Origin of the sequence: Wujia chipingensis, from assembly GCF_014337155.1 — a bacterium.
Taxonomy (GTDB): Bacteria; Bacillota; Clostridia; order Lachnospirales; family Lachnospiraceae; genus Coprococcus_C; species Coprococcus_C hominis.
The window spans coordinates 783,801-806,890 of the sequence record NZ_CP060632.1 but is presented as its reverse complement, the minus strand read 5'-3'; the positions used below and the strand labels follow the sequence as shown (position 1 = coordinate 806,890).

General features: G+C 47.9%; 23 protein-coding genes. All 23 read right to left on the bottom strand.

Translation table 11 applies throughout. From position 1 onward, the window contains the following. Positions 1–6: 6 nt before the first annotated feature. The 23 genes from H9Q76_RS03885 to H9Q76_RS03775 all read right to left on the bottom strand — a co-directional run bounded on the left by H9Q76_RS03885 (position 7) and on the right by H9Q76_RS03775 (position 23,079). Positions 7–807, bottom strand: a complete 801-nt coding sequence (locus tag H9Q76_RS03885) for a hypothetical protein (RefSeq protein ID WP_249321698.1) — start codon at positions 805–807, stop codon at positions 7–9. Then, positions 794–2,278, bottom strand: coding sequence for a hydroxymethylbilane synthase (gene hemC / locus H9Q76_RS03880; RefSeq protein ID WP_249321696.1), 1,485 nt, complete (start codon positions 2,276–2,278; stop codon positions 794–796). Before hemC ends, H9Q76_RS03885 begins: the two co-directional genes overlap by 14 nt. Continuing rightward, on the bottom strand, positions 2,244–3,404 hold the full coding sequence (gene hemA, locus H9Q76_RS03875; RefSeq protein WP_249321694.1) for a glutamyl-tRNA reductase: 1,161 nt from the start codon (positions 3,402–3,404) through the stop codon (positions 2,244–2,246). Before hemA ends, hemC begins: the two co-directional genes overlap by 35 nt. A 353-nt stretch (positions 3,405–3,757) precedes the next feature. Then, positions 3,758–4,171: a M67 family metallopeptidase gene (locus H9Q76_RS03870; protein ID WP_021984373.1), complete on the bottom strand. Its 414-nt coding sequence runs from the start codon at positions 4,169–4,171 to the stop codon at positions 3,758–3,760. A gap of 8 nt (positions 4,172–4,179) precedes the next feature. After that, on the bottom strand, positions 4,180–4,986 hold the full coding sequence (thiF, locus tag H9Q76_RS03865; protein WP_021984374.1) for a thiazole biosynthesis adenylyltransferase ThiF: 807 nt from the start codon (positions 4,984–4,986) through the stop codon (positions 4,180–4,182). Next, a complete protein-coding gene (gene thiS / locus H9Q76_RS03860; RefSeq protein ID WP_021984375.1) occupies positions 4,986–5,195 on the bottom strand; it encodes a sulfur carrier protein ThiS in 210 nt (69 codons plus the stop codon). The genes thiF and thiS overlap by 1 nt, the downstream gene beginning before the upstream one ends. Before the next feature lie 47 nt (positions 5,196–5,242). Next, a complete protein-coding gene (locus H9Q76_RS03855) occupies positions 5,243–5,563 on the bottom strand; it encodes a thioredoxin family protein (protein ID WP_249321692.1) in 321 nt (106 codons plus the stop codon). Positions 5,564–5,572: 9 nt separating this feature from the next. Beyond that, positions 5,573–5,818: a sulfurtransferase TusA family protein gene (locus H9Q76_RS03850; RefSeq protein ID WP_021984377.1), complete on the bottom strand. Its 246-nt coding sequence runs from the start codon at positions 5,816–5,818 to the stop codon at positions 5,573–5,575. Next, entirely contained in the window at positions 5,811–6,671 is an 861-nt protein-coding gene (locus tag H9Q76_RS03845; RefSeq protein ID WP_117780301.1) for a 4Fe-4S binding protein, read from the bottom strand. The genes H9Q76_RS03850 and H9Q76_RS03845 overlap by 8 nt, the downstream gene beginning before the upstream one ends. 39 nt (positions 6,672–6,710) lie before the next feature. Then, positions 6,711–7,931: an O-acetylhomoserine aminocarboxypropyltransferase/cysteine synthase family protein gene (locus tag H9Q76_RS03840; protein WP_249321690.1), complete on the bottom strand. Its 1,221-nt coding sequence runs from the start codon at positions 7,929–7,931 to the stop codon at positions 6,711–6,713. 12 nt (positions 7,932–7,943) lie between these two features. Beyond that, a complete protein-coding gene (locus tag H9Q76_RS03835; RefSeq protein ID WP_249321689.1) occupies positions 7,944–9,569 on the bottom strand; it encodes a sulfate adenylyltransferase subunit 1 in 1,626 nt (541 codons plus the stop codon). Between the two features lies 1 nt (position 9,570). Then, on the bottom strand, positions 9,571–10,470 hold the full coding sequence (gene cysD, locus H9Q76_RS03830) for a sulfate adenylyltransferase subunit CysD (protein WP_021984381.1): 900 nt from the start codon (positions 10,468–10,470) through the stop codon (positions 9,571–9,573). A 22-nt stretch (positions 10,471–10,492) separates the two neighbouring features. Then, positions 10,493–10,807: a 4Fe-4S dicluster domain-containing protein gene (locus H9Q76_RS03825; protein WP_021984382.1), complete on the bottom strand. Its 315-nt coding sequence runs from the start codon at positions 10,805–10,807 to the stop codon at positions 10,493–10,495. Next, positions 10,791–12,509: an adenylyl-sulfate reductase subunit alpha gene (locus H9Q76_RS03820; RefSeq protein WP_249321687.1), complete on the bottom strand. Its 1,719-nt coding sequence runs from the start codon at positions 12,507–12,509 to the stop codon at positions 10,791–10,793. Before H9Q76_RS03820 ends, H9Q76_RS03825 begins: the two co-directional genes overlap by 17 nt. A gap of 29 nt (positions 12,510–12,538) precedes the next feature. Continuing rightward, on the bottom strand, positions 12,539–13,600 hold the full coding sequence (locus H9Q76_RS03815) for an ABC transporter ATP-binding protein (RefSeq protein ID WP_249321685.1): 1,062 nt from the start codon (positions 13,598–13,600) through the stop codon (positions 12,539–12,541). A 5-nt stretch (positions 13,601–13,605) separates the two neighbouring features. Further along, positions 13,606–14,475, bottom strand: a complete 870-nt coding sequence (locus tag H9Q76_RS03810; RefSeq protein WP_118671332.1) for a sulfate ABC transporter permease — start codon at positions 14,473–14,475, stop codon at positions 13,606–13,608. A 96-nt stretch (positions 14,476–14,571) separates the two neighbouring features. Beyond that, positions 14,572–15,408 (bottom strand): sulfate ABC transporter permease subunit CysT, encoded by an 837-nt coding sequence (gene cysT, locus H9Q76_RS03805; RefSeq protein WP_021984386.1) that lies wholly within the window; start codon positions 15,406–15,408, stop codon positions 14,572–14,574. Positions 15,409–15,427: 19 nt separating this feature from the next. Next, entirely contained in the window at positions 15,428–16,429 is a 1,002-nt protein-coding gene (locus H9Q76_RS03800) for a sulfate ABC transporter substrate-binding protein (protein WP_117780296.1), read from the bottom strand. A gap of 12 nt (positions 16,430–16,441) precedes the next feature. Next, positions 16,442–17,368 carry a cysteine synthase A gene (gene cysK / locus H9Q76_RS03795; protein ID WP_021984388.1) on the bottom strand — a complete coding sequence of 309 codons (927 nt, stop codon included), beginning with the start codon at positions 17,366–17,368 and terminating at the stop codon, positions 16,442–16,444. A 183-nt stretch (positions 17,369–17,551) separates the two neighbouring features. Beyond that, positions 17,552–19,888, bottom strand: a complete 2,337-nt coding sequence (locus H9Q76_RS03790; protein ID WP_117780295.1) for a transglutaminase-like domain-containing protein — start codon at positions 19,886–19,888, stop codon at positions 17,552–17,554. A gap of 8 nt (positions 19,889–19,896) precedes the next feature. Next, on the bottom strand, positions 19,897–20,937 hold the full coding sequence (locus H9Q76_RS03785) for a DUF58 domain-containing protein (protein WP_021984390.1): 1,041 nt from the start codon (positions 20,935–20,937) through the stop codon (positions 19,897–19,899). 3 nt (positions 20,938–20,940) lie between these two features. Next, positions 20,941–21,876, bottom strand: coding sequence for an AAA family ATPase (locus H9Q76_RS03780; RefSeq protein ID WP_227573444.1), 936 nt, complete (start codon positions 21,874–21,876; stop codon positions 20,941–20,943). A gap of 30 nt (positions 21,877–21,906) precedes the next feature. Next, a complete protein-coding gene (locus H9Q76_RS03775; protein ID WP_021984392.1) occupies positions 21,907–23,079 on the bottom strand; it encodes an NAD(P)-dependent malic enzyme in 1,173 nt (390 codons plus the stop codon). Positions 23,080–23,090 lie beyond the last annotated feature (11 nt).

The window sequence follows — 23,090 nt, the reverse complement described above, 5'->3', positions numbered from 1 at the left end:
TTTTCTTTATGATTCATAATTTCCTAATTCCACCGTATTATCCGCCATTTTTAATTCAGACGCAGCCACTTGTGCATTCTCCCTCTGCACCTTATCCATATATTTCGTTGTCGTCATCGCCTGAATACATGCAACTGCACAGACGATCGCCCAGAAGATTGCAAATACAATAATATTCTCAAGATTCAGGCGCTCTTTGCGCATTTTGTCACATTCCACATCATCCCGGTACTTCTCTGTATTTCTCTGCCGCCACATAATTACCGCAAGAATAAGCCAGACGCTGTCCAGAACCAGACACACGGTGAACAGAAATGTACAGATATCCTTCATAAAATGCCCCTTCATAAAATGCCATTTGATCAGATACATCACATCCACCACCAGAAACAAGACAAAGCATGCGAAATACATCCACATCCCAATCCGGCTGTGCTTTGCAAAAAGCGATCTTCCTGCCTCACGCGTCTTCGGAAGATTGTTCAGATTATTCCCATATATTTTTTTATTATCCGGGATTTCGTAGCCGTAGGCCCGCAAACGGGCAAAATACAGCTTTGCAGCGAAAAGCACAACATAACACGGAAGTCCTACAAGCACACCTGTATAAACAGCCATGATATAGAACACCTCTGTACCGGGGATTTCGAGAAATGAAAAAACCAGACCGATAAGCAACAGCACCGTAAATATAAGTGCACAGTATTTCGCAGTTTTTGCAGTTATGTTGTCGAATTTTATTTTCATAGATCCGCACCTCTCTTCCTTGACACGATTATATGCTTTCTCCCCATTATTCAAGATCATTTGCGTCTTCCTTTTCTCGTTCCCACACCTCCCGCTTGACCTTTCCACTCCGGGCATTCATCACGCGCACCTGCATAGTCTTGTCATCCTTCCATGTCGCATATACACCGATTGGCTCATGGCAGCCCGCTTCCATCTCACGGACAACCGCACGCTCGGCACGCAGACAGCCCTCTGTCTCCGCATCACTGATTGTCTCTGCCATATGATACGGAAGAGTCCCCTCACACGCTTCCATCGCAATAATACCCTGTCCGGCTGCCGGAAGCATCGCATCCACATCGAGGTATTCATAGACAAGATCCGGTTCCTTCTCGATACCTAACCGTTCGATTCCCGCCGCCGCAAGGATGATCGCATCATATAAGCCATCCCGCAATTTCTGTATGCGCGTCGTGACATTTCCCCGAAGTTCCATGCACTCTGCCTGTGGGTATATCTCCTTAATCTGGCTGCGTCTGCGCAAGCTTCCGGTTCCCACGGTAAATGTATTCTTCGACCGGATATCCGTATCCGCACGATAGATCAGCACATCCTGCACGCAGGCACGCGGCAGAACGCCCGCAATGCCAAGCCCCTTCTTACATGGATTCGGCATATCCTTCGCACTGTGTACCGCCAGATCGATCGTACCGTCCAGCAAGGCTTCCTCGATTTCCTCCACGAACACCGCCTTGCCTCCAAAGGAACTGATTGCCGCCTCTTTCTGCTTGTCACCCTTTGTCGTCACGATCACTTTCTCAAACCGCACATCCGGGTAATGCTTCTTTAATTGTTCGATCACCATATCTGTCTGAATCTGCGCAAGTCTGCTTCCCCGCGTCCCGATCCGGATTCTCTGTTCCTGCATTTTTGCCTCCACAATTGCTGCAAATCTTCGTTTTCTTGCCCGTTCATCCGGCTCCTCTGCCAGAATTTTCTCCCGGATAGCTCCAAGCTCATCCGCGATCTGACCATAGTCTGTCCGAAGTGTCTGCCGGATATCCTTCTTGATCTTCGATGCAAGCATCGGACTGTTGCCTCCGGTAGACACCGAAACAACGACCTCCCCCTGCTTGATGATTGCCGGGAAATAGAAATCACAATCCTTCTTCACATCGACCACATTTACCAATATATGCTTACTTCTGCAAAGCTCCGCATACTGCGAATTAAGCTCCGCATCATCTGTCGCCATGATTACAACGTCCATGCCGGAAATGTCTGCCTCTGTGACTTCCCGCTTCCACACCCGGATTCGTTCCGGCTTTTTCTGGCAATTACCATCAATATTTTCTACTATGCCTGCTGTTTCATCTATTCGTTCCGTATCTGCGATAGCCAGCAGTTCCGCGCAGATCTCCGGTGCTACCACCGTTACACATGCGCCAAACTCACACATCTGTGCCGCCTTCCACGCTGCAACTGCACCGCCGCCTACGATCAGACATTGTTTATCATCGAGTTGTATCATGAATGGAAAATACGCCATCTTCTATCCCCTTTAATACGTGATTTAAGTCCTGTGCATCCAGAACGTCTTTCAACTGGTACAAAAGCCACATCGCGGATTTCTCGCCAAGCTTCTCCGTGATGTCCTTCCTCGTCCCGACAAATGCACGAAATGCAAGCAGCTTCTGCATCTCGTCCACATGTTCTTCAATCAGTAATTCAATCTTCTTTGCCTCGGAAAGTTTCTTTCGGTTATTTTCCGTCGCAAGCGACTTGATATAGTCGAGATCTTTCACGACGCAGCTGGAAAGTCTTCCGATCTCTGCATCAATATCCCGTGGAATCGCAAGGTCTAAGAACAACTGTGGTTTCGTTTCCTTCCGTACTTCCGCTACCTTATCTGCAAGAAATGTATAATGCGGACTGTCCGTCACACTAATAATCACATCCGCCCAGTTTAGATATTCATACCGTTGGTCGTAATGCACCCATTGCACCCGCTCATGTGAGAGGATTTTCTGCAATGCCTGCTTATGCTTCCGGCTCGTCCCGACGATCTGTACCTGCGTATCCGCATCGAGCAGATCCCGCATCACGATGCTTCCCATCTGCCCGGCAGCTCCGATGATGAGGATATGTTTTCCCGCACCAGACTCCAACGCCGCCGTACATGCAAGTGTTCCGACGGATACCGGAAGATGCGTCATCTGTGAAGTCTCAGCCACTTCCTTGGCAAGCCGCAGTGCCCCTTGAAATACCATATTCATTTCCGCATCGGTCTGCCCGCGCTCTTTCGCCGCAAGATACGCCTGCTTGACCTGTCTTATAATTTCAACCTCTCCAAGCACAGCAGAATCCAGTCCACAGACTACGCGGCACAGATGTGTCAGGCAGCTTTTTCCTTCATACCGCATAGCCGCACCCTTCAACGCCTCGACCGGGAATTTCTTTGTATCCGCAAACTGCTGTTCCAGCCATACGAAATCCGTGTCCGTGCCGCTCATATAGATTTCGCTTCGATTACATGTCATAAGTAAAACCAACCCGGCTTCCGGATATGTCTTCGCCACGGCACCTGCCAGTTTTATCTGTTCCTCATCATTGCAGGCAAAGCACTCCCGCTTCGCCGCTGTTAAATTCTTATGTGTGATACTGATGCATATCATAGGTGCTTCTTCCTGTTAACTGTTTTTATTCATATACATACTACATATTATAATTGACATTCTTCTTTCAATCAACCTTAGAAATTGCTCTTGCTTCCGGTTCTGGGTCTTCTGCTTGGTTTTCTATCTCCGAAACCCACGTCGTGGGTTTTTCAGCCCGTTTCCCGCTCGCTACGCCCACATCCTGCTCCACTTCTACGATTTAGTTTCCGGTTCTGGGTTTTCTGCCGGCTTTTCTGTCTCCCGAACCCAACTCGTGGGTTTTTCAGCCCGTTTCCCGCTCGCTACGCCCACATCCTGTCAGCTCACCACGCAGAAACGGCAGGAATCCCCTTCCTGCCGCTCAAATAATCTTATTCGATTACAAGTTCTTCCCTGGTCACATTTTTTTCCTCGTCAATATGGAATGCGTTCAATACCGGGTTTTCTAAATCCATCAAAGAAAGGATCAGATAATTCACCTTGGAATCATATGCCAGACGCTTGTCCTCCTCGGACGGGCGTGATGGGGATTCCGGATGAGAATGGAAGTTGCCGAGCAGCTGGTATCCATTTGCACGCATGTCCTTGACTGCGGCAAGTTGCTCCTTTGGGTCCATCGAGAAATGCTCGTTGCTCGCATCGATATTCGTGAGCAGATACACCTTCTTGATATATCTCTTTCCATCTTCAACGACACCGCCGATCAATCCACAGGATTCATTCGGCAGCCCCTTCTTGCAATGCTCCAGAATCTTCTCATAATCTGCTTTTGTCATCACTAACATGGCTCTACCTACTTTCCGTCACACTCGACCTGTTCATAATCAATCAGCTTGTGAATCGTCGGATGGTCGCCACAGATTGCACATGTCTTATGGTTATCCGGAAGCTTGATCGTATGGAATTCCATCTTCAATGCATCAAAAGTCAGAAGCTTGCCTGTGAGCAGATCGCCGACGCCGATCAGGTACTTGATTGCTTCCATCGCCTGTAAGCTTCCGATGACACCTCCCATCGCACCGATGACGCCAGCCTGCTTACAGGTTGGAACTGCATCCTTTGGTGGTGGATTCTTGAATACACAACGATAGCAAGGGCCTTCTCCCGGCACATACGTCATAAGCTGGCCCTTGAAACGGATGATACCTGCATGGGAAAATGGCTTCTTCGCCATAACACAGGCATCATTGATCAGGAACTTCGCCGGGAAGTTATCGGTTCCATCAATGATGAAATCGTAATCCTTGATCAGATCCATGATATTTTCTGAGGTTACAAATTCACGGTATGTATTGACTGTGACGTCCGGGTTCATCGCATTCATTGTCTCTTTTGCGGATTTTACCTTCGCTTTGCCTACATCTGCAGTTCCATGAATGATCTGTCTCTGCAGATTTGAAAGGTCAACCTCATCGGCATCGACAATACCGATCGTTCCAACGCCGGCTGCTGCCAGATACATTGCTGCAGGTGCGCCGAGACCTCCGGCACCGATGATTAAAACCTTACCATTCATCAGCTTCTTCTGTCCTTTTACACCGACTTCCTGCAGAATGATATGACGGCTGTAACGCTCCATCTGTTCATTCGTAAATGCCATTAAAATGCGCCTCCTCCCATGAAGTACAGGAACTCTACCGTATCTCCGTCCTTCAGTTCTGTCTTGTCAAATGCGTCACTGTCAACAAAGTCATCGTTGACGGTAACTGTTACATAATCCGGATTTTCCACCTTCTCATCTACGATGAGCTTTGCGATGGTTGTTCCTGCTTCTACTTCCTTCTTAACGCCTGCCACTACAACTGTCATTTATTTATCCTCCTTTATTGTGCAATTTTAAAATATATATTTCTACCTTATTCCAGTATACTCTTGACCTTGCCTTCCAGCTCCGGTCGCTTTACCAGTCCGCGGATACGGTCAACTTCCTTGCCATCCTTGAAGAAGAGTATCGTTGGGGATGCCATTACCTGATATTTCCCGGCAAGGTCTGCGTCGAAATTTACATTGACCTTGACAACCTTGACCTGATCCTCGTAATCATCCTCGATTCCGCCAAGGATCGGTGATAACTGCTTACATGGGATGCAGCTGTCAGAATAAAACTCTACAATCACCGGAAGCTTCTCTTTCAGCACTTCCGCTTCAAACTCTGCGGTTCCTACTCGTTTTGCCATCGCTGCCTCCTACTCTTCGACCTTCTTCACGATCAGATCGTATGTGCCGTTCTCGTTGTCGATCAGCTTTAAAATCTGCTGTCCTTCTTCCTTGAAGCTTCGTGGTACATTCTGCACCGGCTCACCATCGTTCATGGTAACTGCAAGCACCTGACCAATCTCCAGTTCTTCCATCGCTACCTTTGCCTTTACAAATGTCATCGGGCAGACAACATCTGTGATATCAACTCTCTCATCAATCTCAAAATCACCCATTATAAGCCTCCTTTATAACTTCCTTAAATTTATCGATTCCAACACGCTCCAGTGTAAAACGGAAACGCTCACTTGGATTTGCGTAATCATCAAAAAACTGAATGGCTGCATCTGTCACACGGAATAACTGTTCCTCCGATGTAATAACCGGAAGGAAGGATTCTCCCTTGCAGATCTGATTTCCGAACAAACCACCAAAGGATACGAGATATCCGCTCTCGCCCTTCCATGCATCTGTCGGACACGCCTTGGCACATCTGCCACAGTAGTTACATTTGCTTGTATCAAGTGTCAGCTTGCCATCCTCGATTGTGATCGCATTCTCGCGGCACGCCTTCACACAGACACCACACATGATACAGCTTGGCTCATCGTAAGAAACAACACATGCGCCCTTGATTCCGACATCATTTTCCTCTGCCTTTAAGCAGTTGTTCTGACATCCAGTCACACCAAACTTAAACTTATGCGGCAATTCTCTCGCATAATACCGTGCGTCTAATTTCTTCGCAATGTCGTAGCTGTCGATATTTCCGCTCGGACAGATCTGATTTCCCTGACATGCAGTTACGGTACGCACACGCGGTCCACACACGCCCGGCTTACAGCCGCCCTTGGCAAGTTCTGCCTTTACTTCCTCCACATCATCAAGCTTGACAAATGGAATCTCCACACTCTGTCTCGATGTCAGATGGACATGTCCATCTCCATATTTTTCTGCTACTTCGGCAATCTTCTTCAGATTTTCCGCTGTCAGATTTCCTCCGACTACCTGTAAACGAAGCGAGAAGTTGTTCTTCTGCTTCTGTCTCATAAATCCACCTTTTTTTAATGCTGCATAATCAACTGCCATCTCTTTTCATCCTCCTGTTGGTAATGCATACCACGACGTCTAAGCGAGTGCCGCTTTGAAATCTTCGATCAGATCCTCGATATCCTCTATGCCCACACTGATTCGGATCAGATCGTTGAAGACGCCTGCATCTTCTTTTTCTTTTTCTGTGCTATGTGCATTCAGCGTTGACTCCGGATGAATGATCAACGTCTTCGTGTCTCCGATGTTCGATACGATCTTTGGAATGCTCAGGTTGTTGATAATGGAAAATGCACGTTCCTTCGAACCTACCCGGATTGTTAAGATCGCGCCATATCCATTTGTAAGCACCTTATCTGCCACCTCATGCCAAGGACTACAGGCTAACCCCGGATAGTTCACCGTAATATCCGGGTATGTATTCAAAAACTCTGCAAGCGCCTTTGCATTACTGCAGGCACGCTCCATCCTAAGTCCCAGCGTCTCCATTCCAATCAGATTGTAAAATGCCGTCTGCGGTGCCATACAGGCTCCCGTATTGCGGAACAACCCATTCCGAAGCTTTGCTGTATAAGCCATTTTACCAAATCGCGCGTATTCTGCAACCCCCGGATATTTCTCTTTGTTCCATTTGAACCGTCCGCTTTCTGTGATCACACCGCTGATCGCGTTGCTGTTACCATTGATATATTTCGATGTGGAATTGACCACGATGTCTGCGCCCTTCTCAATCGGCTTTACCAGATATGCCGTTGCCACAGTATTATCCATCACAAGCGGCAGTTCATGTCGATGTGCCAGCTCGGCGAGTGCCTCGATATCCACGACATCGAGCTTCGGATTACCGATCGTCTCTGCGAATATCACACGCGTCTTCTCATTGATCGCTGCCTCGACCGCATTCACATCGCTGATATCTACGAACACCATCTTGATTCCAAATGCTTCGAAATCATGGAACACATCAATCGAACCGCCATACAGACTCGTCGATGCGACGATCTCCTGTCCGCATGTTACGATGTTCAAAAGAGCGTTCGTGATGGCTGCCATACCGGATGCGCAGGCAACCGATGCAATTCCGCCTTCGAGTGTCGTCATACGTTCCTCAAAGGCAAAAATTGTCGGGTTGTTGATTCGCGTATACGAAAATCCGGTTGCCTTATTGTGAAACAGCTTCTCGTGCTGTTCCGCAGATGGCTGGTAAAAGGCACTTGACTGATACACAGGTGTGAGTGTCGCGCCGGTATTGGCATCGCCCATTTTATTTCCATGTAAAAGTTTCGTATTAAACCTCATAATGGGCACCCCCTAAATATAATCTCTTCCTGCAACGATCGTACCCTCATATGCGGATGCGGTTCTTATCTGCCTGCTGACCTCTTCCTCATTTGTATCACCTGCAAATACGAGATCATAGGTTCCGGTAAGTGTCTTGTCCTGCTTCTCATTGACAAGCAGCAATACGACAAGTCCGGCACGGTGCAGATGCTTCACAACGGTCTCAATCGCCTCGCCATCGGCCGGTGCGTACAGGTATGTATGACGTCCTTCGATGCTCAGTGCCTTCTCCACTTCCTCGACATACGCACGGTTAATTGTCTTTCCTTCTACGAACTTCACAGTAATTGCCTTCTGGCTCTTTAATGCGGCTCTTGTATTTCTGTCAACTCTGCCCTCGTACAATCCGGTTTCTTCGGTATGTACCTGCTCTACGACACCGCAGGCAGAAGTCATATTTGTAACACGGTCGATCAGGATGAACTCGCCCAGTGTCTTATGATTCTTAAATTCATCGACCACGATCTTATCTGCCAGAGAGATCTTGCAGACCGCAATCTCATTTTTGCTTAAGCTGCTAACCTTCTTTTTCTCGCCGGTGTTGACATCGATCGCATATTCGATATCCGTCACGGCTCCAAGGATCATCTTCGTGCCAAGCTTGAAGAAGAAGTTCTTGCCGTTTTGCAGTTCCTCATCATCCATCCACAGCAGTGTTGCTGTGATGGAAGAAGCAACCTTCGCGCCGGATGCAACGGACAAAACGCATCCTCTTGATACATCCACCTCTCGATCAAGCTGGATGGTAACCGGCTGTCCCTTCGCTGCGGATTCGCTGTCCTTGTCACCGATGTAAATGCTCTTTACCTTCGCTGTCTCGTTGCTTGGAAGTGTTGTGATCTCGTCACCCACATGTATGCTTCCATGCTCGATTTGTCCCTGGAATCCACGGAATGTATGGTCCGGACGGCACACTCGCTGTACCGGCATATAAAAGCCCTGCTCACTGTCGTCCTCCGCAATATCGATATCCTCGAGATATGCAAGCAATGCCTTACCTGTGTACCATGGAATATTTTCTGACTTTGTTGTAACATTGTCGCCCTCGGTTGCGGAAACCGGAATGATCGTTACATTTGGAAGTGACAGCTCTTTTGTAAGCTCCGCAATCTGCTTCTCAATCTCACGGAAACGTGTCTCATCGTAACCGACAAGATCCATCTTATTAACTGCAAATACAAAGTACCGGATACCCATCAATGCACAGATTCTTGCATGCCGTCTTGTCTGGACAAGCACGCCCTGCTTTGCATCCACCAAGATTACGGCAAGGTCTGCAAAGGATGCTCCAACTGCCATGTTTCTTGTGTACTCTTCATGTCCCGGTGTATCTGCCACGATAAAGCTTCGCTTGTCTGTTGTGAAATACCGGTAGGCAACGTCGATCGTGATACCCTGCTCACGCTCTGCCATCAGTCCGTCCAACAGAAGGGAGTAATCGATCGCACCGCCGCGGCTTCCGACCTTACTGTCTAATTCAAGTGCCTTTTCCTGATCTGCGTAAAGCAGCTTGGAATCATATAAGATATGTCCGATCAATGTGGATTTTCCATCGTCCACACTACCGCAAGTGATAAATTTTAATAATCCGCTCATCTTAGAAATATCCCTCCCGTTTTCTTCGTTCCATGCTTCCGGCTGCCTCGTTGTCGATAACACGCGTTGTACGCTCGGAAGAAACTGCTGAAAGTGTTTCCTCTATAATTGCATCCAATGTATCTGCGGTTGACTCGCATCCACCGGTCAGCGGGTAACATCCAAGTGTACGGAAACGCACGCTCTTGTACTCGATCTTCTCGCCCGGCAGAAGCTTCATACGATCATCATCTACCATGATGATATTTCCATCCCGGTATACGACCGGCCTCACCTTTGCAAAATACAGTGATGGGATCTCGATGTTCTCACGCTTGATATACTGCCAGATGTCCTTCTCTGTCCAGTTCGAAAGTGGGAATACACGAACTTCCTCTTTCTTCTTGATCTTGGAATTGTAAAGCTTCCACATCTCCGGTCTCTGGTTCTTCGGGTCCCATGCGTGATGCTCATTTCTAAAGGAGAAGATACGCTCTTTGGCTCTTGATTTCTCCTCGTCTCTTCTGCCGCCACCAAAGGCTGCGGTAAATCCGTATTTGTCAAGTGCCTGCTTCAACGCCTGTGTCTTCATGATGTCTGTGTAAGCACTGCCATGATCAAATGGATTGATGCCCTGCTTTACGCCTTCCTCGTTGATATACTCGATCATCTCGATTCCGAGCTTCTTCGCCATGTAATCGCGGAACTCGATCATCTCCTTGAACTTCCATGTCGTGTTGACATGCAGGAACGGAAATGGTGGCTTCTCCGGGTAAAATGCTTTCATCGCCAGATGCAGCATAACGGAGCTGTCCTTTCCGATGGAATAAAGCATAACCGGCTTCTCACACTCGGCTGCCACTTCTCTGATAATGTAAATCGCTTCTGCTTCCAATTCATCCAGATGTGATAACTGTCCCATCCTCTTGTACCTTCCTTTCGATCTAATACTTGTTCGATTCCTTCTGATTGATCACAACCTGTTCGGTTGTGCCATCCCGTTTCTCGATGTTCCAATAAAGTTTGCCGTCCTCTGCATTCACGGTCATCTTACTTCCCATGCCGCCGATGTCTGCGCCAAGGTATAAGGCGATCGCACCGAACTTACATTCCTTGATGCATGAAGAACAGCCCCAGCAGTCTTTCGGGTAGCGCATGCATGCGGTTCCATCCGGATTCTTACCGATCAGGCTGCCCGGACAGACAGCTGCACATTTGCCACATTTCTTACATTTTTCTTTATCAATGAAGATGCTCATAAGCTTCCTCCCTTCCTACTAAGTCACGGAAGATGATTTTAATCTCGCCGTCCTCGTATCTGGAGTTTACATATTTTAACCACGCATCGCTCTTCTCCGGATAATCCAGATTCTCTGCGAAGCTGTGCCAGCGTGTCTCTTTTCTTGCCTCAAGATGCGCAATCACGGATAAGCATACAACCAATCGCTCCCTCAGCTCATAGACAAACATCAACTCGTGCATGTCGTCCGCCTTCACATCTGGCAGAAGCTCCTGCAGCTGCTTGATCTTCTGCTTTGCCAGCTCTAACTGCTTCGCGTTGAACTGGTAATGGGTGGAGATTCCGCCTGCATAATTATCCATGACCTTCTGCATTGCTTCCTCAAGTGCCTCTGTTGTAAACATCCCGGATGGATTGTTCAGGTAATGGCTGTATTCGGTGATCTTATCATCCACAACCGTCTGAAGCTTTGCATCGAATGTCTCATCTGCGGATCTCTCATCCGATGTACCTGCCTGCTCGTCAAGCATCTGTACGATATGCTTCGCCGCAATCTCTCCCTCGACCATCGCGCCTGTCACATATTTTTGTGGACATCCACCTGCCACATCCCCGGCTGCATATAATCCATTGATTGTCGTCTGGCGGTTCGTGTCAACCCAGTAGCCACTCGCGGTATGTCCGCCTACAATATACGGCTCGGTTCCTTCGATCTCAACATTCTGCTCACTCGGCTTCCTGCCGGATTCTAGCCATTTCAGCGTCTGGCTCGGTGCCATGTTCAAATACGCCTTTTTCAGCGATTCGTTCTGTTCCTCTGAAATACCTTCGGTACGAAGATAACAAGGACCTCTGCCCTGCAAATTCTCCATCACCGTGCCATATACACGCTCGGAAGTCGTCAGTCCGTATTTTGTCTCATATACCTCACCAAGTGCATTGACCTGTTTCGCGCCAACGCCCTGTGCGATCGTTCCGGTCGGTGCGATCGTGTCCTTACAACGAAGGGCGATAAACCGCATCTCGAACGTTGTCATCTCGGCACCACCGAGGATCCCCATCGCGAATCCCGCTCCGGTATTAAATGGCGGGTACCACATCTTATGTCTCGAAAAGCCCGGATTGTTCGGTCGGTACAGACCAGCCGCACCTCCGGTTGCGCAAAGCACTTTCTTCGCCCGGATCACATAGACTTTCTGTTCCTCGATGGAAAATCCAATCGCACCTTTGATCTCATTATCTTCGATTAAGTAATCAGTGATATTCACCCGGTTTAAGATCGTGACATCCGGAAGTGCTTCCACTGCCGATGCGAGAAGCGGTTTCATGTTCTCTCCGTTGATCTTGATGTTCCGGTTACCTCTGGCGACGTACTCTCCATTCTCATCCTTTAAGATGACCAGTCCAAGCTGTTCCATCTTCGCCGTCACACGGTTCAAGCCCTCGGACATCGTGAGAAGCAGATCCTCCCGCACGATGTTGTCCGCGTCCTTCTTCGCATACTCCACATAATCTTCCGGCTTTCTGCCTTTTACAATATAAGCATTGATTGCGTTGACACCGGCAGCTAAGCATCCGCTCCGCTTGATGTTCGCCTTTTCCGCTATGATGATCTTGTAATCGGAATTCTCCCTTACGGTAAGTGCCGCATAGCATCCGGCGGTTCCGCCACCGATGATCAGCACGTCCGTATGAAGAAGCTCTGTGTTCTCGATATTCATAAGCAACTCCCTTCCAGTTTTCCTTTGCACTAGATGTAGAATACATCCTGCTCCTGCATCTCTTTATTCTCTAACAAATACGTCTTTTCTTCATCAAATACATATAACCGGTAGATCAGCACATGTACCGTCTCCCCGACGGATACGAGATCTTTTTCGAGCGACCGCTCACCGGTTACCTCAATTCCGTTGATATCCACAACCACATCCATGCGGTTTCCCTTGAAGATCACTTCCTTGACCGTCCCAAGCTCCGCAGCACTGATATACTGATCGAGCTTTCCACTCTTCGAGATCTTCACGAACTCCGGCCGGATCACCGCCTTGTCTGCATGTGGGATTCGTTCAAATCCTTTCAGCCGGTCATAATCTTCCACTACAGATGACCGTCCGATAAACTGTGCCACAAATGGGGTATCCGGGGATTTGTAGATCTCTAGCGGTGTTCCCATCTGCTCAACCACGCCGTGGTTCGTGATGATAATCTCATCCGCAACCTCGACCGCCTCATCCTGATCATGTGTGACGAAGATACTTGTGATACCAAGCTTTGTAACCATCTCTTTTAACCATGTCCGAAGCTCGGTCCGCACCTTCGCGTCAATCGCTGCAAATGGTTCGTCCAACAACAGTACCTGTGGATTCGGAGCTAATGCTCTGGCGAATGCCACCCGCTGCCGCTGTCCACCGGATAGCTGATTCGGATACCGCTTCTCCATGCCGGCAAGTCCGGTCAGCGATAACAGCCCGGTCACACGTTCCTTGATCTGTTTCTTCGGCATCTTCTGAAGCTCCAATCCAAATGCGACATTCTCATACACCGTCATATACCGGAACAGTGCGTAGCTCTGAAATACGAATCCGATTCCACGTTTTGACGCCGGGATATCATTGACGCGCTTGCCGTCAATAAATATATCACCTTCGTTTGGATTCTCCAGTCCTGCGATCATCCGGAGAAGAGTTGTCTTTCCGCTTCCGGATGGTCCAAGCAGAGCGACCAGCTTTCCTTTCTCGACGCCGAAGCTCACATTGTCCGATGCAAGGAAATCACCATATTTTTTATAGATATTTTTCATTTCCACATACATAGTCTCTACCTTGTTCCTTTCGGCTCCTTCTCTTTTCCTCTATGCTCGATAATATTTCTTGCGATCAGTAAGATGATCGCTAAGATCACAAGAATCGAAGATACCGCAAATGCCGCGGTGATCGAGGTCTTCGTGCCTGACATATACAGGGCATCGATCTCAAGCGGCAGGGTGAATGTCTCGCCTCTCGTCTTCGAGAGCGCATTCACCGCACCGAACTCTCCCAGTGCCCGCGCCGTACAGAGGATGATGCCGTAGATCAGTCCCCATTTCATATGTGGGAATGTGATCTTTCGAAATATCGTGAATCCCTTTGCGCCCATCAGTGCAGCGGCTTCTTCCTCATCCTTTCCCTGTACATTTAATACCGGGATGATTTCTCTTGAGACAAACGGAAATGTGACAAATACTGTGGCGAGCACTACGCCCGGAATTGCAAATGCGATTCTCACATCCGTTCCAAAATGCTGATTAAACGCCCGGAGCACCGGGTAGAACCATCCAAGTCTGCCGAAGGTCATCAGGTAGGCAAGTCCTACGATGACCGGCGATATCGAAAATGGGATATCAATCAAAGTTGCAAGAATCTGTTTGCCCCGGAAGGAAAACTTCGTGAGCAGCCATGCGGCGCAGATTCCGAATATCGTATTCACTACAACCGCAATGCCGGTTGCAAGCAGCGTCACAAGTAGCGAGTGACGCACATATTCTGTCGAGATTGACTCAATGTAAAATGTGAATCCCTCCCGCAGGGAATTGACGATTACAGAAAGTAATGGCACAACCAGCATCAACACGATAAACAGTACCGTAATTGTGATCAGTATGATTTTTGTCCGGCGTCTGCTTCGCTCTAATTTCTCATTTTCACTCATGCTGGTTCCTCCTTCCTAATGTATCGCCCCTCACATCCGTTCGGCGGCAGATTGTCAGCGTCATCCTAATATGGGACTTCGTCCCATGGACACTAATTAAAGCAGATTCGTTCTGGCAGATTGTCTCGCCTGAACGATATTGATAAATAACAACAATACAAACGATATAATTAACATCAGCAGTGCAATCGCTGTGGCGCTCTCATAATCGATCATTCCAAGCTTCTGCATGATCACATACGAGATGACCTGCGTCTTGTCCTTCGCGCTGTTTCCCGATATGTAGATGACACTTCCGTACTCTCCGATGCCTCTGGCGAATGCCAGCCCGAATCCGGTCAGCAGTGCCGGTCGTAACTCCGGAAGGATCACAGCAAGAAATGTTTTCCTGCGGCTTGCGCCAAGCATGAATGCTGCTTCCTCATACTGTCCGTCCATCTTCTCTAATACCGGCTGCACCGCCCGCACAACAAACGGGATTCCGACAAAGATCAGAGCAATCACAAGTCCTGCCTTCGTATAAGCGATCCGGATTCCAAGCTTCGCGAATATCTTCCCGTAAAATCCACTGTCCGTAAAAAGCTTTGAAAGCGTGATACCTGCAACCGCAGTCGGAAGCGCAAACGGCAGCTCGATGAATCCATCTAACAGCTTCTTCCCCGGAAACTCATATTTGACAAGTGTCCATGCAAGGATCAATCCAAACACGGTATTGATCACAGCTGCCAGGAAGGAACATCCAACACTTGTCAGAAATGCATTTCTCACATTTTCCTTCATGATAAGCCGGAACCACTCCCCCGGCGAAAGCTTCAGTGCATAGACAAGCACCGATGCAAGCGGGATCAGTACGATCAGGGATAATAATGTAATTACGATTCCAAATGTCAGATGATATCCCGGAATCACACGCGTCTTTTTTGCTTTCTTCATCGCTTTTGTACTCTTTCCTCTACGAATGGTTATAGATCTGATCGAACAATGCACCATCATCGAAATACGTTTCATAGGCGTTGTCCCATCCGCCAAAGTCATCGATACTCCACAGATCGATAGTCAGTTCAAATTTATCTGCATATTCCTTCAGGATTTCTGCATCGGCCGGACGATATCCATAGGTTCCGATCAACCGTTGTGCCTCATCACTGTACAGATATTCAAGATACTGCCTGCTTACTTCCTGCGTGCCGTTGGCATCTGCATTGTCATCGACGATTGCCACACTCGGCTGTGCCAGTATACTGACGGAAGGATTGATGATCTCATATTCACCGGCATAAGAATTCTGGATTGTGATTGCCTCATTCTCCCATGCCACAAGCACATCGCCCTTTTTGTTCTCTACGAAGGTCGTTGTAGCGCCTCTGGCACCGGAATCCATCACAGAAACCCGGCTGTATAACTTCCGCATGAAATCCTGTTGCCCAGATTCTTCCTTATTTACCGTCTTCGCATAGCTTAAAGCAGCCAAGAAATTCCAGCACGCGCCACCGCTGCTCTTCGGGTCGGGCGTAATAACCTCCACATCCTCACGGATCAGATCATTCCAATCCTGAATCTGCTTCGGGTTACCCTTTCTTACAAGGAATACGATGGTCGATGTATATGGAGAGGAATCATCGCTGAATTCCTCTTTCCATCCCGCATCGATCAATCCGGTATTCTGGATCAGTGTAATATCATGTTCGAGTGCGAGTGTTACAACATCCGCATTACAGCCCTCCACGACGGATCGCGCCTGTGCACCGGAACCACCATGCGACTGGATAACCTCCACAGTCTCGCCATATGTATCCTGATAATGTTCCTCGAACATCTGATTATATGCTTCATAGAATTCCCGCGTCGGATCATATGACACATTTGTAATTCGGATTGTCCCGTCCTCCTGCTTTCCGCATCCGGTCAGAAGGAGCGCAAATGCAAGGAGTCCGAGCATCAGTTTTTTCTTCATAATGTTCCTTTTTTATACAAAGAGTGAAGTTGATAAATATCTCTCCCCGGTATCCGGAAGCAATACAACGATTGTCTTTCCTTCATTCTCCGGACGCTTTGCAAGCTCGGTTGCAGCGAACAGTGCAGCTCCGGAAGAGATACCAACGAGTACGCCATCGGTTCTTGCTACATCTCTGGATGTCTCAAATGCTGCATCGTTTTCTACCGGGATGATCTCATCTAAGATATCCATACGAAGCACATCTGGTACGAATCCGGCACCGATACCCTGAATCTTATGTGGACCCGGCTTTCCTCCGGAAAGAACCGGGGAGCTTGCAGGCTCTACTGCAACCACCTTCACATCCGGATTTTTCTCTTTCAGCCCAAGTCCGGTTCCTGTTACGGTTCCGCCTGTACCTACGGCTGATACGAAGATGTCAACCTGTCCGTCTGTATCATTCCAGATCTCCTGTGCTGTCGTTGCCTTATGGATGGCTGGATTTGCAGCATTCTCAAACTGCTGTGGAATAAATGCATTTCCATATTCCTCCTTCAGACTCTCTGCCTTGGCGATTGCTCCCTTCATGCCATCGCGTCCAGGTGTCAGGACAATTTCTGCGCCAAGTGCACCTACGATCTTCCGACGCTCCACGCTCATCGTATCCGGCATTGTCAGGATCAGATGCAGTCCCTTTGCCGCACATACAAATGCAAGACCGATTCCGGTGTTACCGCTTGTCGGCTCAATGATGATCGTATCCTGATTGATCTTGCCATCCTTGATTCCCTGCTCGATCATCGCATTTGCGACACGATCCTTCACACTTCCAAGTGGGTTGAAGTACTCAAGCTTGACTACGATCTTTGCCTTTAAGTCCTGCTCCTTCTCGTAATTTGTAAGCTCCAGAAGCGGAGTATTTCCAATCAATTCGGTTAACTGTTTTGCAATCTTCATCTTTGTTTTCTCCTTTTCTTTTTCGTTTCTATTTTTGCCATTTCCTACATTTCATACCTATTTAGTAGGAATAGTATGCATTCGTTGAGAAGATATTACTACTCAATTCCTACAAAGTCAATAGGTTTTCAAAGGAAAATTAGAAAAATTTAGAAAAAAACAGACATGCAATTTCCTGCATGTCTATTTTTCTGCTGCCCGCCGCAGTTTCTTCAGATATTCCTGCGTCTTTTTATAGGTTGCTTCTTCCACGGACTGATTCGAGAAGCCCGCGATGTTCAAGATTTCAATTACTGTTCCGGCTTGCGGTTCCAACTCTGTTCTCGCCTCTCCCTGTGCCATATGGGTAAGCATATATTGGATTTGATTCTCATAGTTTTTACATGTTGCAAACTCCGTATGCCGTTTCTCGTAACGTTTCACCATCCGGCTGTAATATAAGATCAGCTTATCATTATAGGAAGCTTTGGCAAATCGGATATAGAATAACATCCATAGTACAAACTGTTTTCCAAGCAGAAATACAACAAATCCAGCAGCGATCACAGCCAGTCCATACACGATATTCCGCATCAGATTGTCCGGAATCGTCAGTGCATTTCCATTCTCTGTAACCGTATCGGAACCACTTTCGTCGCCGCCCATGAAATCTGCAAACTCATCCCAGAAATTCGTGATATCCTCATCGTCGCTTGACGACGGTGTCACATCCACCGGATACCAGCCGATTACCGGATCGTACACCTCCACCCATGCATGTGCATCGGCATCAGTCACATCCACTTTTACATATGCAGTCTCACCAATCTCAGAATAGCCATCATAATAATCTGCATAATCCGCGCCATCGACCAGCTCGCCACTTAATATCTGATCGTAATCAATCGCATAACCTTCCACATACCGTGCCGGAATTCCCATGTATCGGAAGATCAGCACCGCCGCACTTGCAAAATAAGAACAATAGCCTTTCTTATTTTCCAACAGGAAATAGTTGACAAAATCCTTTTTCTTTGGTGTCTTTCCCGGACGGACGGTATACGGATAATTCTCCTGATAATAATTTTTCAGTTCCTCGATCACATGATCTGTCGTTCCGATTGTTCCAAGCTCCGATGCAACCTGTGACACCGCCTCTAAATTCTCCTCCGGCACATACAGATCCATATCATTATACGCCACAGACTCTGACGTCACGGATGCACGGTTTCCTGCCACACGCGGATAATAGGTGATCGTATAACCGTTCCGTATCGCTTCTGCGTCCGCAGTATAATACGGCTGATACAACTGAGGATACACACCCACACACTGAATCTCCATCGTTGCTTTGGCACTGCCCTCACGGTTCTCCTCGTATTGTTCTTTCAGCGATCTTACCTCCGCACTCGTGTCCATGCCATCATAATTCCGGATTTCACTCATCGGTGTCCACTCGTTCGCATATGGGTTATATCGGACGCCAGTAAAAGATTTCAGGTAGATCCGGTTTGATGTATATGGTGCCATCTTCACAACCAGATCGGTCTGGTTATCCAGATAAACCGTAGAAACCTCTCCCAGCTTTCCACCTCCAACACCGCCGTTGGTACCAGTTCTGTGATACAAGCCCTCAAAACCGTCGACCAGTAACGTCGACATCGCCGCCATTGTCAGATCTTTATATTTGTTTCCGGTGTATCCGACATTAAATGACTCCTTCGGGCGAAAGCTGCTTGCCGCCGTCACGACCAGTATTGCAGTAACTACCGCCAGTACCCCTGCCTGCACCATTGCTTTCACGTCATAGACATAGGCAACCTCTTTTTTCTTTTTTCCCTGCACCTGAAACTGTGCATTGCTCCGCTTGACTGATACCTGCGGACTGTAATGCTTTCCCGCCTTAAATATAATCGCCATAGCCACACCGGCAAGCATCATAAGCACATACAACAGATCCGGCTCCATCGTCAGATAAAGCGGAATCAGATTCAGACACATGATAATCACGATTGCCGTCACATACTGCATCCGTCGGGAAATATAGACATTTAATAAGATGTCAAGCACAATACCGATAAAGAGTGCCACAAACGTGACTGTCACATACCGGTTGCCAATTTTCTCCTCATATAACCTCTGAATATCCACATCGAAATACTGGGCTGCATTATCGACCGTGATGTTCACGATCGCATAAAATCCACTGTTGATGTAATCGCGGAATGTAAATACCAGAAATGCAAAGGTGACAAACAAAAACAGATAACCGAGGTTTTCCACCATCAATCGGTAATACAACATTGCACAGCCAAGCGATGTCAGTAAAATCAAAGCATGGCAAAGCCCGACATGAAACGAAATGTCAAATGCCGTCAGATAAAAACCGATACTTCCCATCGAAAGAAGATAGACAATGAAGCCCTTCAACAACAGAGTAAGCACCCGGTTTTCCTTCTTCTCGAAGAATTCCTCCTGCAGGTACACACCCTCGCACAGTTCCATCGATTCAATTGTATCTGCATGTTTCTTTTTTGCCATATTATAACCTACTCATTTTCCCGCACCTGCATCTGCGCACCCTGTCCATCACTAAATACATGCAGATATGCATGCATTTCCGGGTGCACCAGTGCCATATGATCTGCCGCTTCACTCGGATTCTTATATGCCTTCTCATAATACAAACGGGCAAACGCCGCATCTAGTTCTTCCTTATAATCAATCCTCACATCTTCATATTCATAGCGGTTTGTACTCCAATACAAAAGCCGCACGGTCGTCTGCTCCTGTATCAGTTCCAGAATCACGGAATACGTCATCGTCAGAATCGCCGCCAGATTCACCGGTTGATCGATAAAAAGCTCCGGCACGATCACAAGCTGGTGATCCGACATACTCACGCGATCCTTCACCATCAGGATATCCCGCTTTGCTGACAGCTTCCAGTGGATACTCATCAGCTTATCGCCCGGAATATACTCCCGGACTTCCTGCACGTCAGAGAAATCATTGCCCCGTTTTGAGCTTTCCTCGCTCTCCAACATGCCCTGTTCAAGTGCCGTCTTTTCATATGCGATATCCGTCACAGCCCGCGGCAGGATACTAAGCTCCGCCGTCTGCTCCACGTTTTTCTTCAATCGAAAAAATCCCATCAGATCTTTGATATACACACGTGACACACTGATCTTTAACAGTCCCGGATACGTCGCCACAACCGGAAGCGTAAGGGTATATCCTTTTCCCGCATGTACCGGCACGGAAAATACCTGTTGCCCGATCGTCTCCATCAGAGTGTTCTCCACATTTACGATCAGCTTCGTATCCAGCGAGACAAACCACGTTGGATTTTTGATCTGTATCGTAAAATACGCAGTCTCCCCCTGTACCCCATAGGAATCCTGCGCATGATGAATCTCTACCTGCAAATAATGCCGCAATACCCACACCGACATTGCGGAAAGGATTGGTCCAGCCACCATCAGCACAAGCACCAGAAAATAAAACTGGCTATGCAGAAAATAGTAGATCATCCCATTTACAAAGAGCAATAACCCATATCCAATTATCCGAACAATATATTCTGCCAATCCTTATACCCTCGGTGCTGTAACATTTGCGATCACCATTCCGATCGCCTGCTGCATTGTGATACCCTGTGCCTTTCCACGTGCTGACAGCTTCACTCGATGTCCTAATACATCACGCGCTACATCCTGCACATCCTTGGCACAGACATAATCTCTGCCGTCGATCACTGCCATTGCCTTTGCCATACGCAAAAGTGCGATCGTACCTCGCGGGCTGGCACCCATCGAAAAGATCTCCATCGTCCGGGTTGCCTCCACCAGATTTACAATATACTCATAGATTTCATCTTTCACATAGAGATCATTTGTCATCGCACGCAACGCAAGCACCTCTTCCATCGAGATGACTTCCTGCACCTTCGAAAGTGGTTTCCCTGCATTTCCTTTCAGAATTGCCACTGCATCTGCATGACTTGGATACCCCATGGACAAACACACCATAAAACGGTCAAGCTGGGATTCCGGCAGCATCTGCGTACCAGAAGAACCATATGGATTCTCTGTTGCGATTACGACAAATGGATCTGGCAACGGCCGGGTCACACCGTCAACCGTCGCCGTTTTTTCTTCCATAACTTCAAGCAATGCGGACTGTGTCTTCGGCGAGGTTCGGTTAATCTCATCCGCTAAGAACAGATTCGTAAATACCGCACCTTCCCGGTATTCAAACTCCTTGGTGGCAGAGTTATACATGGAAAATCCCAGGATATCACTCGGCAGTACATCCGGCGTAAACTGCACACGCTTATAGTGCATTGACATACTCTTTGCAAAGGTTGTTGCAAGCGTCGTCTTACCTACACCCGGAATATCCTCCATCAGAATATGTCCGCCTGCAATCACGGCAGCAAGAACCTTCTTTACAACATCCTCCTTGCCCTTGATCACTTTATTTACTTCCGCCTGCACCTGTTCGAGCTTCTGACTCATTCCGTCCATCTGCACACCTCCCGCATCTTTACAACTATCTTATTCCTTTACGATTCCGAGCTTCTTTGCCTCATCCGATACTGCCTTGGCAACGACCTTTGCCACTCTCTCATCAAAAGCACCCGGAATGATATACTCCTCATTTAATTCCTCATCTGTTACGATCGAAGCAATTGCCTTGGCTGCCGCAATCTTCATCTCCTCTGTGATTGCCTTTGCCTTCGCATCCAGCGCACCACGGAAAATACCAGGGAATACAAGCACGTTGTTGATCTGGTTTGGATAATCAGAACGACCGGTTGCCATCACGCGCACGCCGCCCTTCTTTGCTTCCTCTGGCATGATCTCCGGTGTTGGATTTGCCATTGCGAATACGATTGGATCGTTTGCCATCGATGCGACCATCTCTGCAGTTACAATATTCGGTGCAGACACACCGATAAAGACATCCTTGCCCTTCATGATCTCAGCAAGCGCCCCAGTCTGCTTATCTTTATTTGTCACCTCTGCCATCGCTGCTTGTGCCGGATTCATCCAGTCCTCACCCGGACAAAGTGCTCCGTTTTTATCGACCAGTACAACATTCCCGATACCGAGTGCGAGCAACAGCTTGCAGATAGAAATACCTGCGGAACCAGCTCCATTGATCACAACATTTGCCTTATCAAATGGCTTTCCAACCAGCTTCAATGCATTGATCAATCCTGCCGATACAACAATCGCTGTACCATGCTGATCATCATGGAATACCGGAATATCCAGCTCTTCCTTCAGACGGCTCTCAATCTCAAAACAACGTGGAGCAGAAATATCCTCCAGATTGATACCACCGAATACCGGTGCGATCCGCTTTACTGTTTCCACGATCTCATCGACATCTTTTGTATCCAGACAGATTGGAAATGCATCCACGCCTGCAAACCGTTTGAACAGCACAGACTTTCCTTCCATAACTGGAATCGCAGCCTCCGGTCCGATGTCGCCAAGTCCAAGTACAGCCGTACCATCGGATACAACAGCAACGGTATTTGCCTTGCAGGTATATTTGTATACGTCAGCCGGATTCGCATGAATCTTACGGCATGGCTCTGCAACACCTGGTGTATAAGCGGTGCTTAAGTCATCGCGGTCATTGATTGCGACCTTGGAGACAACCTCCAGCTTTCCGTGATTTTCTTCATGCATCTTCAAGCTCATCTGATTATAGTCCATCTTTGTTTCCC